Origin of the sequence: Pseudomonas yamanorum (assembly GCF_900105735.1) — a bacterium.
GTDB classification, from domain to species: domain Bacteria; phylum Pseudomonadota; class Gammaproteobacteria; order Pseudomonadales; family Pseudomonadaceae; genus Aquipseudomonas; species Aquipseudomonas yamanorum.
The window spans coordinates 5435716-5450394 of record NZ_LT629793.1; the positions used below are offsets into that span (position 1 = coordinate 5435716).

At 62.0% G+C, this 14679-nt stretch carries 13 protein-coding genes; 9 read left to right on the plus strand and 4 right to left on the minus strand.

Annotation, left to right across the window (positions count from 1 at the left end; all coding sequences use genetic code 11):
• Positions 1–6 precede the first annotated feature (6 nt).
• The 4 genes from fabA to BLU46_RS25680 all read right to left on the minus strand — a co-directional run bounded on the left by fabA (position 7) and on the right by BLU46_RS25680 (position 5733).
• On the minus strand, positions 7–522 hold the full coding sequence (fabA, locus tag BLU46_RS25665; RefSeq protein WP_003210552.1) for a 3-hydroxyacyl-[acyl-carrier-protein] dehydratase FabA: 516 nt from the start codon (positions 520–522) through the stop codon (positions 7–9).
• A gap of 248 nt (positions 523–770) precedes the next feature.
• Complete coding sequence (locus tag BLU46_RS25670) at positions 771–2672, minus strand: ATP-binding protein (RefSeq protein ID WP_093207596.1); 1902 nt, start codon at positions 2670–2672, stop codon at positions 771–773.
• Complete coding sequence (locus tag BLU46_RS25675; protein WP_063033924.1) at positions 2669–3580, minus strand: ABC transporter substrate-binding protein; 912 nt, start codon at positions 3578–3580, stop codon at positions 2669–2671. The genes BLU46_RS25670 and BLU46_RS25675 overlap by 4 nt, the downstream gene beginning before the upstream one ends.
• Before the next feature lie 20 nt (positions 3581–3600).
• Positions 3601–5733: a TonB-dependent receptor plug domain-containing protein gene (locus BLU46_RS25680; RefSeq protein ID WP_093207598.1), complete on the minus strand. Its 2133-nt coding sequence runs from the start codon at positions 5731–5733 to the stop codon at positions 3601–3603.
• 195 nt (positions 5734–5928) lie between these two features.
• Here BLU46_RS25680 and BLU46_RS25685 point away from each other — a divergent pair, with 195 nt between their 5' ends.
• The 9 genes from BLU46_RS25685 to BLU46_RS25735 all read left to right on the plus strand — a co-directional run bounded on the left by BLU46_RS25685 (position 5929) and on the right by BLU46_RS25735 (position 14676).
• The gene (locus BLU46_RS25685) at positions 5929–6954 is read left to right on the plus strand and encodes an NAD(P)H-dependent glycerol-3-phosphate dehydrogenase (RefSeq protein WP_017480199.1); all 1026 of its coding nucleotides are present in this window, start codon (positions 5929–5931) and stop codon (positions 6952–6954) included.
• 10 nt (positions 6955–6964) lie between these two features.
• Positions 6965–7312 carry a DUF4389 domain-containing protein gene (locus BLU46_RS25690; protein WP_063028225.1) on the plus strand — a complete coding sequence of 116 codons (348 nt, stop codon included), beginning with the start codon at positions 6965–6967 and terminating at the stop codon, positions 7310–7312.
• Positions 7309–7758 (plus strand): phosphohistidine phosphatase SixA, encoded by a 450-nt coding sequence (gene sixA / locus BLU46_RS25695; RefSeq protein ID WP_093207601.1) that lies wholly within the window; start codon positions 7309–7311, stop codon positions 7756–7758. Before BLU46_RS25690 ends, sixA begins: the two co-directional genes overlap by 4 nt.
• Positions 7759–8715: 957 nt before the next feature.
• Positions 8716–10383: an AMP-binding protein gene (locus BLU46_RS25710; RefSeq protein WP_093207607.1), complete on the plus strand. Its 1668-nt coding sequence runs from the start codon at positions 8716–8718 to the stop codon at positions 10381–10383.
• A 31-nt stretch (positions 10384–10414) separates the two neighbouring features.
• Entirely contained in the window at positions 10415–10858 is a 444-nt protein-coding gene (locus tag BLU46_RS25715; protein WP_063028231.1) for a hotdog fold thioesterase, read from the plus strand.
• A 98-nt stretch (positions 10859–10956) separates the two neighbouring features.
• Positions 10957–11766, plus strand: a complete 810-nt coding sequence (locus tag BLU46_RS25720) for an alpha/beta fold hydrolase (protein WP_063028233.1) — start codon at positions 10957–10959, stop codon at positions 11764–11766.
• Positions 11763–12617, plus strand: a complete 855-nt coding sequence (locus BLU46_RS25725) for an alpha/beta hydrolase (protein WP_093207610.1) — start codon at positions 11763–11765, stop codon at positions 12615–12617. The genes BLU46_RS25720 and BLU46_RS25725 overlap by 4 nt, the downstream gene beginning before the upstream one ends.
• A gap of 102 nt (positions 12618–12719) precedes the next feature.
• On the plus strand, positions 12720–13538 hold the full coding sequence (locus BLU46_RS25730; RefSeq protein WP_093207613.1) for a DUF4892 domain-containing protein: 819 nt from the start codon (positions 12720–12722) through the stop codon (positions 13536–13538).
• Between the two features lie 73 nt (positions 13539–13611).
• Positions 13612–14676, plus strand: coding sequence for an AI-2E family transporter (locus tag BLU46_RS25735; protein WP_063028239.1), 1065 nt, complete (start codon positions 13612–13614; stop codon positions 14674–14676).
• Positions 14677–14679 lie beyond the last annotated feature (3 nt).

Genomic DNA, 14679 nt, shown 5'->3' on the forward strand with positions numbered 1-14679 from the left:
TAACCCTTAAAAGTTGTCAGTGGAAGTGAATACGCCGACCCGAAGGCCTTCGGCAGTATAAATCTCGCGACCGTCGACAGTCACCGAACCATCGGCAATGGCCAGGTTCAGCTTGCCCTTGAGGACGCGCTTGATTTGAATGTTGTAGGTGACTTTCTTGGCGGTCGGCAAGACCTGGCCAAAGAACTTCACCTCGCCCGAACCCAGGGCGCGACCGCGGCCCGGCAAGCCTTGCCAGCCCAGGTAGAAACCGACCAGCTGCCACATGGCGTCGAGGCCCAGGCAGCCCGGCATCACCGGATCGCCTTCGAAATGGCAGGCGAAAAACCACAGGTCAGGGGTGATATCCAGCTCGGCGACCAATTCACCTTTGCCGTACTTGCCACCCTCTTCGCTGATATGGGTGATGCGATCCACCATCAGCATGTTCGGGGCGGGCAGTTGCGCGTTACCTGGGCCGAACAGCTCACCGCGACTGCAGCGCAGCAGGTCTTCCCGAGTAAAGGCGTTTTGTTTGGTCATGCGAGCTCCTCAATAATCCCATGCGGCAGGGCAGGGCAAATCTTCCCGGCCGACTGAAGCGTTCATGCCTCATATCGGCAGCCTACACATAGACTATTGCGTTGTAGTGAAAGTCACAGCGTCAAGGTCATGAATGTACACTTGTGCACTGAAATTATAAACCGGGCCGGTTTACGGGCCCGTTCGGGTGCCTAAGACTGCCGCACTTTCGTCTTTCACGCCAGTCGCAGTTGGCTGATGGCACCGTGTTACTGCACCCATCGCTGCAAGATTTGCTGTAAATCCGTGCGTTTGAACGGCTTTGCCAGGTAATCGTTCATTCCGGCTGCCAGACAGGCTTCGCGGTCACCCTGCAAGGCATTGGCCGTGAGGGCAATGATCGGCAGGTCGGCGCAGCCGGGCAACTGGCGAATCTGCCGGGTGGCCTCGTAGCCATCGATGCCCGGCAGTCGGCAGTCCATCAGGATCGCGGTAAAAATCAGGCTCTCGGCACTGCGAATCGCTTCGGCACCGTCGGTGGCGATGCTCACCTCGAACCCCAGGCTGCGCAGCATGGCTTCGACCACCGTGCGGTTGACCGGATTGTCTTCCACCAGCAATACGTTGCGGCCTTCGCCTGCGTTGGCACTGCCTTCGGCGTTCGGCACGAGCACCGGCAAGCTCTGCTGGTAGATCGCCAGGGGGATTTCCAGGGTGAATACCGAGCCCTGGCCTTCCTGGCTCTGGGCGCGAAGAGTGCCGCCCATGCGTTCGGCCAGGGTGCGTGCAATAGGAAGGCCCAGTCCGGTGCCACCGTAACGTCTTGAAATGGAACTGTCGGCTTGCTGGAACGCGTCGAACATCAGTTCCAGACGCTCGGCGGAAATGCCAATCCCGCTGTCGCGCACGGTGCAGGTGAACCACAGCAATTCATGGTCCAGGGTCTGCCAATGGGGTTCGACGGTGACGGTGCCGTGCTCAGTGAACTTGAGGGCATTGCCGATCAGGTTCACCAGGATCTGCCGGATGCGGGTCGGGTCGCCCTGTACTTGCAGCGAGCCCAGGCCCTGCGGGATCGGTACTTCAAGCGCCAGTCCGCGTTGCTGGGCGGCATGCTGGAAAGCCTGGGCGCAACTGCTGATCAGCTCCACCAGGTCGAACGGAATGTGCTCAAGCTCCAGTGCCGCGCGCTCGATGCGCGAGAAGTCGAGGATGTCGTTGATCACCTTCAGCAGGTGTTCGGTGGACTCCGAGGCCAGTGCCGCGTATTCGGTCTGCTCCTCGGTCATGTCGGTGGTTTCCAGCAGTTGCAGCATGCCCAGCACCCCGTTCATCGGCGTGCGCAGTTCATGGCTCATCATCGCCAGGAAGTCCGACTTGGCATTGTTCGCCCGTTCGGCTTCTTCGCGGGTCTGGATCAACTGGGCCATGGCCTGGTGCTGTTCACGACTGGCCTGGTTCAAACCGTCGGCCAGGTTATTGATGTGGCGCGACAAGTCGCCCAGTTCCGAGTCATCGACGATAGGCAGTGGCGTCTGGTAATCGCCCTGCTGGATCGCCTTGACCGCATTGCCCATGGCGCTGATGGGTTGCGACAGGCTGGCCGCGAGGCGCCGGGCCAGCAGGAAGGTAAACAACAGGGCGAACAGCGCAAGAATCCCGGCCTTGAACAGGATTTCCTGCTGGCGCTGGCTGAACGCGTCGTTGGACATGCCGACAATCACCCGTCCCAGGTAATCCGCGCGGGGAGCCTTGGGTTCTGTGGTGCTGTCCTGGAAGAAGTCATTGCCCAACTGGATATGCTGCAGGCGAATCGGCGCCTGGAACACTTTCACCGACAGCGAGCGATCATGCTTTTCTGACGGCTGCTCGACATACACCAGAATGTTTTCGGAGCTGTCCTGAATCTCCAGAAAGCGCACATGGGGCGTGGCCAGGGTGGCCCGCAACAGGCTTTCGAGCACGTCGTTGTTGCCGGAAATAACCCCATATTCGGTGGCCGGAGCCAGTTGGTTGGCGATCAACTGGCCGGTGTGGTCCAGCTCCTGGCGCAAGTCCTGGATCCGTACGAAGGTAAAGAAACTGATCAACAGCAGTGTCAGCAGGAGTGCCGGGCCCAGGGTGATGAGCTGGGTTCGGGTGTTGATGTCCCAACGGCGACGTAAGGTCATGGGCGTTTTTCTCCTTCGGCCAGGCGGGCGGCGACGTTGGTTTCGTCCACCTGTTCGATCCCCAGTGAGCGCGCAACCTGCGGGTTGCCCACGACTTTGAAACGTTCCGGGTACAGCGAGCGTGGCCAGTTGGCGGGCGCATGGTCCAGTAGCCGGTCAAGTACGTTCAGCCAGTCGGCCTGATCGCTGTAGGTGCTGGCCAGGCTGCCGGCCTTGACGAACCCGGCGTTAGGCCCGACCAGTGGCAACTGCCTGGCGTAGCTGCTAAGCAGCAGGTTTTTCGCGGTTTTCGGGTTGTACAGCTGGGGATCATCCAGCCCCAGCAAGACGTCGCTGTTCTTGAACAGGCTTTGCAACGGGCGACTGTCATTAATGTTGTCCCACAGCTGGGGCACGATCTCGAGGCCCATGGGGGCTGCGTACTGGCGCAGCTCGCGCAGCAGGAATTCACTGTCGATGCCATAGAGCACGCCGATGCGCCGGGCCTGGGGCAGGATGCCGCTGATCAGGCGCAGTTGGCGGTCCAGCGGCGGGTCGCTCCACAACAAGCTGATCTTGGGCGGCACGCTATCACCCAGGCGCTGGCGGGCTTGCAGGCGGCTGATGCGCAATACCAGGGTCGGCGGGCCCTGGGTGTCTTGCAGGCGCCAGTCGAGGCTGGGCAGGTCCAGCAGGATCAGGCGGGTGCTGGCCGGCAAGTGCGCCGGGGAGGGAAGGTCTTTGAGTGGGGTGAACTTCACGCTGTCTTCGGGGCGCTGTTGGGCAAGGGCCTGGACGAAGGTTTGTACGCCGGGGCCGTCTTCCTCGGCGGTCAGCAGGATATCCGCCGCCCATGTCGGGGCGGCAAACAGTAAAACCCCAAGCAACACACAGCACCGCCAGAGTCGGGCGGTAAAGGAGGGGGTCATCCGTGACGAGTCGCTGTCCACTAGAACTCTAGCTCCGCACTGAAGTAGAGCACGTGGCGTTGGTCATAGTTGTTGTCGGGCCAGGTGGTGGGCTGATTGTCGAGACGCTGTTGCAACATGCCGGCCAGCTCCACGTTGGCTTTGCCCAGGGCAATGCGCTTGGCCACCCGCAGGTCGACCCGTTCGAAGCGATACTGGTTGAGCGCGTCGTCGCCATAGTAGAACACCGCGCTGGACCAGCCCTGGCCCCACTCCCGCATCCAGCCCGCCGAGCCGCTGTTGCGGGCGGTTTGCTGTCTGTCCAGAGGGTTGGTGGCGCTGGCGTCCACGTAAGCATAGGTCAGTCGCAGCCGGTCGGCGGTGCTCATGTGCCAGTCGAGTTGGGTCTCGGTGCCGGTGAAACGCGAGCTGTTCGAGTTGCTGGCGATGTATTGGTTGTTGCGCAGTGGCTCGCTGACCATGTCGCTGATTTCGTCGTAGAACAGCTTCACGTCCACGTTCAGCCCGATATCCGCAAAAAAGCCGTTGTAGCCCAGTTCCCGGGAGCGCATCCGCTCTTTGTTGAGGTCGCCCGGGCCGCGGGTCACCACGAAATATTGACCGGAATTCTGGCCGTAGGCCGGTGAGCTGAGGTTGGTGACGCGGTAGCTCCAGTTGACGTTGTTCTCGAACATGTCCGGCGAGCGGATCGCTTCGGAGTACACCGCGCGCAGGCCGTGGCGCGGGTTGATCAGGTAGTTGACGGCCACTCGGGGCGTCAGCGAGTTGCCGCTAAGGTGGGTGTCTTCGTACATCGCACCGCCCTGCAGCAGCCAATGTTCGCTGGCGCGCCATTCCAGGTGGCCGAACAGTCGCCAGGTGGTGTCGTCCAGGGTGCCGTTGAAATAGGTGTCGGAGTCGGCGCGGTCGTAGCGGTAGTTCATGCCGCTGACCAGGCGCAGGCTGTCGGACAGGCTGAGGGTGTCCTGAATCTCCAGGTCGTAGCGGCTTTCCTTGGTGCTTTGGTCGATGTTGCCGCACACGCTCTGGTTCGCACCCTCACGCCATTGATTCAGCACCTGATTGGCCAGGGCCTGTTCAGCCGCACTGCCAGGAGGCGCCGAGCCATTGCTGTATGCCTCCATGTGCCGGGCCAGCCGCTCGGCATAGTTGGGATTGAGCTGCCACAGTTGGGTCAACTCCGGGCTGAAGGAGACCTTGGCATCGCAGGCGCGCCAGATCTGCCGGCGATCCCACTGCTGGGCCGAACCCTGGATATACAGGCTGTGATCAGGATTGAAGTCGAAGTTCCAGCGCAGGGAGCCGGCGTAATCCTTGGCGCTGACGTCGGAATTTGTACCGCCTTCGGTAATCCCGTCGAACACCGGTTGGTAGGTGTACGGGCGTTGGTTGGTGCCTTCCTTGGCGTCCAGTTGCCAGTCGATGCTTTGCTGCGCGTTCAGGGTCTGGCTCACGGCGAGGCTGAAGCGGCTCAGGCGGCGACTGTCGCGGCGGTCGGCGCCCACGCGGTCGCTGTCAAAACCATCGTCCTGCTGGCCGGAGAGTGACAGGCGCAGGTCGCCGGTTTCCCAGCCCATGCCCTGGCTGGCATACCAGTCGTTGATCCCGCGGCCGCCCTGGGTAAGTTTCATCCGGGTGCCGTGGCTGTTGGCTGGGGAGCGGGTGAGGATGTTGACCACCGCCATCAGCGCGTTGGCACCGTAGCTGACGGTGTTGGGGCCGCGGAAGACTTCGATGCGGTCGATGTCTTCCAGGGCTACCGGAATATCGCTCCAGTCCACTGTCGCCAGGCCCGCGCGGTACACCGAACGACCATCGATCAGCACCTGCATGCGCCGGGCGTCGCCGGCCTGGGTGCCGTGGTAATTCACGGCGGCCTGGTTGCCGGTGGTGTAGCCGACCATCATTCCGGGCACCAACCGCAGCAGTTCCGGGATATCCCGCGCACCGCTGGCCTTGATCAACTCGCTGTCGATCACCGTCATGCTGCCGGGCACGGCGGCGGCCGATTGCTTGAGGCGAGTGGCGGTCAGCACCTGCGGCAGCGGTTGGCTGTCGAGGAACAGATCGTCGGCCAGCAACGGCGCACTGCACCATGGCATGCACAACAGCGTCAGCAGAAGGGATGAACGAGGAGGAGGGCCCAAATACACGGCACGGCCTTGATAATTACGGATAGCCGCCCATGTTAACTGAGGTGGGGCCTTTTGCCAGTCGTCGGCCCTGTAATTACTTCGCACAAATGTCGCATTTTCCGACCAGCGTTTGAATTGACGCGGGGGCTGGCCGCAAGCGGGTCGCTCCGTATAATGCGGCCATCGCCACTGCTATGGATTAACGGATTGCATATGACTGAACAGCGCCCTATTGCGGTCCTGGGAGGCGGAAGTTTTGGTACCGCCGTGGCTAATCTGCTGGCTGAAAATGGTCACCGGGTGCGTCAATGGATGCGTGACCCCGAGCAAGCCGAGGCCATCCGGGTCAACCGGGAAAACCCCCGTTACCTTAAAGGCATCAAGATTCTGCCGGCTGTTGAGCCGGTGACAGATTTGCTGGCGACGTTGACCGAGTGCGACTTGTGCTTCGTCGCGTTGCCATCCAGTGCCTTGCGTTCGGTGCTCGCGCCTCACGCCGAGCGGCTGGCGGGCAAGCTGCTGGTCAGCCTGACCAAGGGCATCGAGGCGCACACCTTCAAGTTGATGAGCGAAATCCTTGAAGAAATCGCCCCCGAGGCGCGCATTGGCGTGTTGTCCGGACCGAACCTGGCGCGGGAAGTGGCTGAGCACGCCCTGACCGCCACCGTGATCGCGAGTGAAGACGAAGAACTCTGCGAGCGGGTGCAGGCAGTGCTGCACGGTCGCACCTTCCGCGTTTACGCCAGTGCTGACCGCTTCGGCGTCGAACTGGGCGGGGCGTTGAAAAACGTCTACGCGATCATCGCCGGCATGGCGGTTGCGCTGGGCATGGGCGAAAACACCAAGAGCATGCTGATCACCCGTGCCTTGGCCGAGATGACGCGCTTTGCGGTCAACCAGGGCGCCAACCCGATGACCTTCCTTGGCCTGGCGGGTGTGGGCGACCTGATCGTCACCTGCTCGTCACCGAAAAGCCGCAACTATCAGGTCGGTTTTGCCCTCGGCCAGGGCCTGAGCCTGGAAGACGCCGTGACGCGTTTGGGCGAAGTGGCCGAAGGCGTCAACACCCTGAAGGTGCTGAAGGCCAAGGCTCAGGAAGTCGGGGTGTATATGCCGCTGGTCGCGGGTTTGCACGCGATCCTGTTTGAAGGGCGCACCTTGAACCAGGTCATCGAGTTGCTGATGCGGGCCGAGCCGAAGACCGATGTCGACTTTATTTCCACCAGTGGTTTCAACTGAGGAACGCGTCATGAACGATCCGAAAGCAGCTCCCAAATACGAATCCATTGGCCTGCGTGTGCTGTGGATGCTGGTGTTTGCCCTGGTGTGGCAAGTGGCGCAGTTTCTGCTGGGGGCGCTGGTGGTAGTGCAACTGGTTTATCGCCTGGTGTACGGCGCGCCGAACCTGGGGCTGATGAATTTTGGTGACAGCCTGAGTCAGTTCCTGGCGCAGATTGGGCGGTTTGGCAGTTTTCATAGTGATCAGAAGCCTTGGCCGTTTGCTGATTGGCCGACGCCCCGTGCACCTGAAGGTGAGGCTGCTCACAGCGTGCCGCCGGCGCCGCATCCTGTGCGTGATGAGGAACCCAAACTATGAAGGTGTGGGTGTTGCGTCACGGTGAGGCCGAGGGGCATGCGCGTACGGATGCTGAGCGTAATTTGACGGCCCATGGGCGCGAGGAGGTTTTGCGCAGTGCGGGGCATCTGATTGGGCAGCCTGTGCGGGCGATTATTGCCAGTCCTTATGTGCGGGCGCAGCAGACGGCGCAGTTGGTGCGTGAGGTGTTGGGGTTTGAGCCTGAGATTCGCACTGTGTCTTGGTTGACGCCGGAGAGTAATCCGCTGGAGGTGCTCAAGCATCTCGATAATGATGATGATGTGTTGTTGGTTAGTCATCAGCCGTTTGTAGGGGGGCTGATCAGTTATTTGCAGCATGGGCATTTGCGGCAGCCGCAGGCTATGAGTACGGCGAGTTTGGCGGAGTTGGAAGGGGATTTTCCGTTGGCGGGGTTGATGAGTCTTTTGAGTGTTCGGAATCCTTAAGGTTGGGTTTGGGTTTGGGTACATATCCGTTTCTTCGGTAACGGCCACCTATGGTTCCGCTCTTACAGCGGGTCACTTTTGGCAAACGCCCCAAAAGTAACCAAAAGGTCTTTGCCCCACCACTCGGTGCCTCGCCTAGGCTCGGCATGCCCGCACTCCGGCCCGGTTCCGCGGGCCGCCGCGACGGGCCATCCATGGCCCGGCGCGGCTAAATCGGCATCCTTGCCGATTTACCCGCTCCACCGTGCCTACTTGCGGCCATCGTGGTTAACGGGGCCCGCAGATCAAGATCAAAAGCAGATCAAGAGCGAGAGCACAGCGGCCTACCGGCCGGCTTGAGTGTTAGAAGCCAGATCAAAAGCCAGATCAAAAGCCAGAGCGAAAGCCAAATCTGAAGCTGATGCAGCTCTGCTTTTTTGTGGGAGCTGGCTTGCCTGCGATGCAGGCATCTCGGTCTTTCAGATACACCGAGGCGATGCCATCGCAGGCAAGCCAGCTCCCACATTTGGACCGTGCCCGCTTTGGCTTTTGATTTTGCTCTACAACACTCAAGCCGGCCGGTAGGCCGCTGTGCTCTCGCTCTTGATCTGCTTTTGATCTTAGGCGCCCCGTTAAACCACGCTGGCCGAACGCAGGCTTTGGAGCGTGGGTAACCCGGCAGGACGCCGGGTTAGCCGCGCTGGGCCAAGGATGGCCCATCGCGGCGGCCCACGGTCCAAAGCCGGAGTGAGGGCACTCCGAGCCTAGGCGAGGAGCCGAGTGGTGGGGCAAGAGCGTTTTGCTTACTTTTGCGCTCTTCAAAAGTGAGCCGCTGTAAGAGCGGAACCATAAGCGGCCGTTACCTAAATAACGGATATACCCCCAAACAGCAGAACTTGCACCCCCCGCGCTCCCATGAAATAGTCCACCCAAGCAAGTGCTTGGTTGGCGATCATCGGAACACAAAGGAGCGCGTCCATGTCTGTCGCTTTTCGTTTGCCGTTGCAGGTCTTCTTCGAACGTGAAGCGCGACACCCGCGCCAACGGTTTCTGGTCCAACCCATCAAAGGCGGCGAGGTCCAAACCCTCACCTGGGCCGAAGCCGGCCACCAAGCCCGCTGCGCCGCCCACTGGCTGCGAGCCCGCGACCTGCCCCAGGGCTCCCACATCGCCCTGATCTCGAAAAACTGCGCCCACTGGATCATCGCCGACCTCGCCATCTGGATGGCCGGCCACGTCTCGGTCCCGCTCTACCCCAACCTCACCGCCGACTCCGTCGCCCAGGTACTCGAGCACTCCGAAGCCGCGCTGGCGTTCATTGGCAAACTGGACGACTGGCCCGCCATGTCCGCCGGAGTAAAGGCCAACCTGCCCACCATCAGCCTGCCGCTGTGCCCCGAGGGCGAATTCGATTTCACCTGGGCCGACCTGCAAGCTTGCTCCCCCTTCCAGGACAACCCCGCGCCCGCAGCGTCCGATCTCGCCACTATCATCTACACCTCCGGCACCACCGGCCTGCCCAAGGGTGTGATGCACAGCTTCGGCGCCCTGGCCTTCGCGGCCATCCGCGGCACTGAACTGTTCGGCCTGGGGGAGGGCGACCGCCTGCTGTCTTACCTGCCGCTGTGCCACGTCGCCGAACGCATGTTCGTGGAGATGGCGTCGATCTACACGGGGCAAACCGTATTTTTCGCCGAGAGCCTCGACACGTTTCTGGCAGACCTCAAGCGGGCCAGGCCGACAGCACTGTTCGGCGTACCGCGCATCTGGACCAAATTCCAGATGGGCGTCTACGGCAAAATCCCCGCAAGCCGCCTCGACACCTTGCTACGCTTGCCCTTCATCGGCAAACGAGTCGGCCACAAAGTGCTCGCCGGGTTGGGTCTGGACGCTGTGCGCGTGGCGCTCTCCGGCGCAGCCCCCGTGCCCGAAGCCCTGTTGGTCTGGTACCGCAGGCTTGGCCTGGATGTGCTGGAGGTCTACGGCATGACTGAAAGCTGCGGCTATTCCCACGTGTGCCGCCCCGGCGAGCAGAAAATCGGCTGGATCGGCCCGCCATGCCCGGACGTTGAAGTGCGCATCGGTGACGACGGCGAAGTCCAGGTGCGCAGCGGCGCGACCATGCTCGGTTATTTCAAGGACCCGGTGAAAACCGCAGAAACCATCACCGCCGACGGCTTCCTGCGCACGGGCGACAAGGGCAAGCAGGGCGCCGATGGCCGACTGCGGCTGACTGGACGGCTCAAGGAAATTTTCAAGACCAGCAAAGGCAAATACGTGGCCCCGGCGCCGATTGAGAACCGCCTGGCCGAACATGCGCGTATCGAACAGGTGTGCGTGGTGGGCGATGGCTTGAGCGCGCCCATGGGCCTGTGCGTGTTATCGGTGGTGGGCCTGCAAGATGCCGATGGACAGGGGCGGCAGGCATTGCAGGGCAGCCTCGAGCGCCTGCTGGAAGAGGTCAACCAGGCGCTGGATAAACATGAGCGCTTGCGCCAGCTGGTGGTGGTAAAAGACAGTTGGGCGGTGGAAAACGGTTTCCTCACGCCCACCTTGAAGATCAAGCGTAACGTGATTGAAGCCGTCTACGGGCCACAGTTCCTGGACTGGAGCGCGCGCTCCGAAGCCGTGCTGTGGCAGGATTGAGCACTGACATAAAACCAATAAGGACCGATCAATGAGCCTGTGGCGCACCCAACCGAATATCGAACAACTCAATGCAATCCAGAAAAACACCATCGGTGAAGTGCTGGATATCCGCTTCGAAAGCTTTGACGACGAGTCCCTGACCGCCAGCATGGTGATCGACCACCGCACCCATCAACCCTACGGCCTGCTGCACGGCGGCGCGTCGGTGGTACTCGCGGAAACCGTGGGCTCCATGGCCAGTTACCTGTGCATCGACGCCAGCAAGTTCTATTGCGTGGGCCTGGAAATCAACGCCAACCACCTGCGCGGTTTGCGCAGCGGGCGGGTGACGGCGGTGGCCAAGCCGATTCATATCGGACGCACCACCCACGTATGGGACATCCGCCTGACCAGCGATGAAGGCAAGGCCAGCTGCATATCGCGACTGACCATGGCCGTGGTGCCGCTGGGCGAGAACCCGCCGGCCCGATAGGCGTGGCGTGAGTGTCATCATTCCTGGCAGTTACAGTCATTGCCGTGACTGCCCGGTCTGGGGAGAATCAACACTCTGTTTACGGTGATGGATCTGGTATGTCGCAGCACGTGTTTTTCGCTCACGCCAATGGCTTTCCTTCGGCGACCTACGGCAAATTGTTTGCCGCCCTGGCCCCGGAGTACGCCGTCGCGCATTTGCCGCAACACGGCCATGACCCCCGATTTCCGGTGGATGACAACTGGCAGAACCTGGTGGACGAACTGATCCACCACCTTGAGCAACAACCCGAGCCGGTGTGGGGCGTGGGCCATTCGTTGGGTGGCGTGTTGCACTTGCACGCGGCCATGCGTTGCCCGCAGTTGTATCGGGGGGTGGTGATGCTCGACTCCCCGGTGCTGACCCTGGCGGATCGCTGGGTGATCCGTGCGGCCAAGCGCTTCGGCTTTATCGACCGGCTGACCCCGGCGGGTCGCACCCTGGGCCGACGTGAAGAGTTCGCCGACCTGGCGGCAGCGCGCCAGTACTTCGCCGGCAAGACCCTGTTTCGCGGCTTTGATCCCGACTGTTTTGACGCCTACCTGCATCACGGCCTGGAGCAGGTGGGCGACCGCCTGCGTCTGCGCTTTGATCCGGCCACCGAGATCAGCATCTACCGTGGCGTGCCCCACACCAGCCCCGGCCAGGCCCGGCAACTGAAGGTGCCACTGGCGGTGGTGCGTGGTCGGCAGAGCCGGGTAGTGATGCGTCACCATGCCAGCGGTGTGGGGCGCATGCCCATGGGCGAAATGCTGACCATGCCCGGCGGCCACATGTTTCCCCTTGAGCGCCCCCAGGACACCGCCACCTTGATCAAAAACCTGTTTGCCCGCTGGGAAGCTCGCCAGCGCGAGCGCAGTTGCGCATGACTGCGCCTGTCGAAGAAGTCCGCCTGGCGCTGCCGCACATCGAGTTGGCGGCGCATCTGTTCGGCCCTGAAGACGGCCTGCCGGTCATCGCCCTGCATGGCTGGCTGGACAACGCCAACAGCTTTGCGCGCCTGGCGCCGAAACTCCATGGCCTGCGCATCGTCGCGCTGGACATGGCCGGCCATGGTCATTCGGCCCATCGCCCCGTCGGTGCCGGTTACTCCCTGTGGGATTACATCCACGATGTGCTGCAAGTCGCCGAACAACTGGGATGGAAACGTTTTGCATTACTTGGCCACTCCCTCGGCGCCATCGTTTCCCTGGTGTTGGCCGGTGCCTTGCCGGAGCGCGTAACGCACCTGGGATTGATTGATGGCGTGATCCCGCCGACCGGCACCGCAGACAACGCCGCCGAGCGCCTTGGGATGGCGTTGCAGGCGCAATTGAACCTGCAGGACAAGCGCAAACCGGTGTACAGCACCCTTGATCGTGCGGTGGAAGCGCGGATGAAAGGCGTAGTGGCGGTCAGCCGCGAAGCAGCCGAACTGCTGGCCCAGCGCGGCCTTATGCCAGTTCCGGGCGGTTACACCTGGCGCAGCGACAGTCGTCTGACCCTGGCTTCCCCCATGCGCCTGACAGAGGAACAGGCGATGGCTTTCGTCCGTCGAGTCGGCTGTCCGACACAGCTGGTGGTCGCTGAAGACGGCATGCTGGCGAAACATTCCGAATTGCTTTCCGGACTTCCGTTCCAGGTGACCACCTTGCCCGGTGGCCATCATTTGCACCTGAACGACGAGTCAGGGGCTACCCTTGTTGCAGACTGTTTCAATCGGTTCTTCTCCACGCCTTGACTTGGCGGGGTCAACTGCCGAGGCTGGGCGGATCGAAAGGGAGTCAACCATGAACGATCTCAACACCGCAGCGCACCCCAATGGCCAGGGCGCGCTCATCCGATGAGTATGCCGAAGGGATTTATCCGTATTCTGGGGCTGTGCTGTTTCAGCCCGCTGGTGTTTGCCGCCGACGTGCCGGGTAGCCAGGACTTGCCCGCCGTGGCCCGTCAGGTCGACGCGCAGATCGTCGACTACCGCCCCGCCGAAGATAAAGAACGCATCTACCCGCTGGGCTCGATCCGCAAGATCAGCGGCCAGTTGCGCTATGAAGCCCAGGCCACCGCCCGTGGGCTAAACACCGCCATCACCTACGAACTGCCCGCTGAACACACCTCCAGTGCCGCCTTTACCGCCACCCGCGAAGCCTTGCAGGCCCAGGGCGCGCAGTTGCTGTTCTGGTGCCAGGCCCGCGATTGCGGCGAAAGCAGCCTGTGGGCCAATGAAGTCTTTGGCAACGCCAAGCTGGTGGGCGCCGACGGCCAACAGGAATACCTGTTGCTACGTCTGGCAGCACCTCAGGACAACTCCCTGGTCGCGCTGTACGGTATCACCCGGGGCAATCGCCGGGCGTATCTGCATGTAGAGAAACTGGACGCCAGCGCACCGCTGGGCGACTTGCTACCGACTTCCGCCACGCTGCTGCGGGAGCTGAAAAGCACCGGCGAGCTGGACTTCCCCAAGCTGGGCGCCGAACCTGACGCCACCTGGCTCACGCTTATTTCCCGTGGATTGAACCTGGATGCCACCCTGCGGGTCAGTTTGACCGGGCCCACTGCCGAGGCATGGCGCCAGGGCTTGATCGATCAGGGCGTACGTGCGGCCCGCCTGGAAACCGGCACCGCCGAGGCGAAGGGTTTGCACCTGCATCTGATACGCTGACCGTTCCAGGGCGAACGGACCCGCGCCGTTCGCCTAAGCTCTTCCTCTAACAGACTTCTTTTCGAGAAACCACATGCTCAATAACGATCGCCTGCTGGTGCAGATCCTGCTGCTGGTGTTGTTTGGTGCCAGCTTCTGGGTGATGGCGCCGTTCTGGTCGGCGCTGTTCTGGGGCGCGGTACTGGCGTTTGCCAGTTGGCCGGTGATGCGCCTGCTCACCCGCTGGCTGGGTGGGCGCGAATCCCTGGCGGCCGGAATCCTCACCCTGGTCTGGATGCTGTTGGTGGCGTTACCGCTGGTATGGTTGGGATTCAACCTGGCTGACCATGTACGCGACGCCGTGGGCCTGATCAAGGATATTCAGGTGGATGGTTTGCCTGCGGCGCCGACCTGGCTGGGCTCCATTCCGTTTGTCGGCGAGCGGTTGGTGGCGATGTGGGACAGCATCGACCAGCAGGGCGCGGCGCTGATGGTCACGTTGAAACCCTATTTGGGCCAGGTGGGCAACTGGTTACTGGCTCGCAGTGCGCAGATCGGTGGCGGCATCCTGGAACTGACCCTGAGCCTGGTGTTCGTGTTCTTTTTCTACCGGGACGGGCCGCGCCTGGCGATGTTTGTCCATCGCCTGCTGGAGCGGTTGATCGGCGACCGGGCGGGCTACTACATCGAACTGGTCGCGGGTACGGTGCAGCGGGTGGTCAACGGTGTGATCGGCACCGCTGCCGCCCAAGCGCTGCTGGCGCTGATCGGCTTCTGGATTGCCGGGGTGCCGGGAGCATTGGTGCTGGGCATCGTCACGTTCCTGCTGAGCCTGATTCCCATGGGGCCGCCGCTGATCTGGATACCGGCCACCGCCTGGCTGGCGTGGAAGGGCGACTACACCTATGCGGTATTTCTGGGTGTGTGGGGCACATTCATCATCAGTGGCGTGGACAACGTGCTCAAACCCTACCTGATCAGCCGTGGCGGCAACCTGCCGCTGGTGATCGTGCTGCTGGGGGTGTTTGGCGGGTTGATTGCGTTCGGTTTCATCGGCCTGTTCATCGGCCCGACGCTGCTGGCCGTAGCCTATAGCTTGCTGACGGACTGGAGCGCTAGCCAGGCTCAGGTACGGCGGGAAGATAAAGCCGGGCAGTAATGT

What these genes read in the sequence shown, in the direction of transcription:
- BLU46_RS25690 (WP_063028225.1), top strand. Translation starts at nt 6,965, where the DNA reads ATGAACGATCCGAAAGCAGCTCCCAAATACGAATCCATTGGCCTGCGT.
- BLU46_RS25675 (WP_063033924.1), bottom strand. Translation starts at nt 3,580, where the DNA reads ATGACCCCCTCCTTTACCGCCCGACTCTGGCGGTGCTGTGTGTTGCTT.
- BLU46_RS25730 (WP_093207613.1), top strand. Translation starts at nt 12,720, where the DNA reads ATGAGTATGCCGAAGGGATTTATCCGTATTCTGGGGCTGTGCTGTTTC.
- BLU46_RS25715 (WP_063028231.1), top strand. Translation starts at nt 10,415, where the DNA reads ATGAGCCTGTGGCGCACCCAACCGAATATCGAACAACTCAATGCAATC.
- BLU46_RS25710 (WP_093207607.1), top strand. Translation starts at nt 8,716, where the DNA reads ATGTCTGTCGCTTTTCGTTTGCCGTTGCAGGTCTTCTTCGAACGTGAA.
- BLU46_RS25685 (WP_017480199.1), top strand. Translation starts at nt 5,929, where the DNA reads ATGACTGAACAGCGCCCTATTGCGGTCCTGGGAGGCGGAAGTTTTGGT.
- sixA (WP_093207601.1), top strand. Translation starts at nt 7,309, where the DNA reads ATGAAGGTGTGGGTGTTGCGTCACGGTGAGGCCGAGGGGCATGCGCGT.
- BLU46_RS25725 (WP_093207610.1), top strand. Translation starts at nt 11,763, where the DNA reads ATGACTGCGCCTGTCGAAGAAGTCCGCCTGGCGCTGCCGCACATCGAG.
- BLU46_RS25735 (WP_063028239.1), top strand. Translation starts at nt 13,612, where the DNA reads ATGCTCAATAACGATCGCCTGCTGGTGCAGATCCTGCTGCTGGTGTTG.
- fabA (WP_003210552.1), bottom strand. Translation starts at nt 522, where the DNA reads ATGACCAAACAAAACGCCTTTACTCGGGAAGACCTGCTGCGCTGCAGT.
- BLU46_RS25670 (WP_093207596.1), bottom strand. Translation starts at nt 2,672, where the DNA reads ATGACCTTACGTCGCCGTTGGGACATCAACACCCGAACCCAGCTCATC.
- BLU46_RS25720 (WP_063028233.1), top strand. Translation starts at nt 10,957, where the DNA reads ATGTCGCAGCACGTGTTTTTCGCTCACGCCAATGGCTTTCCTTCGGCG.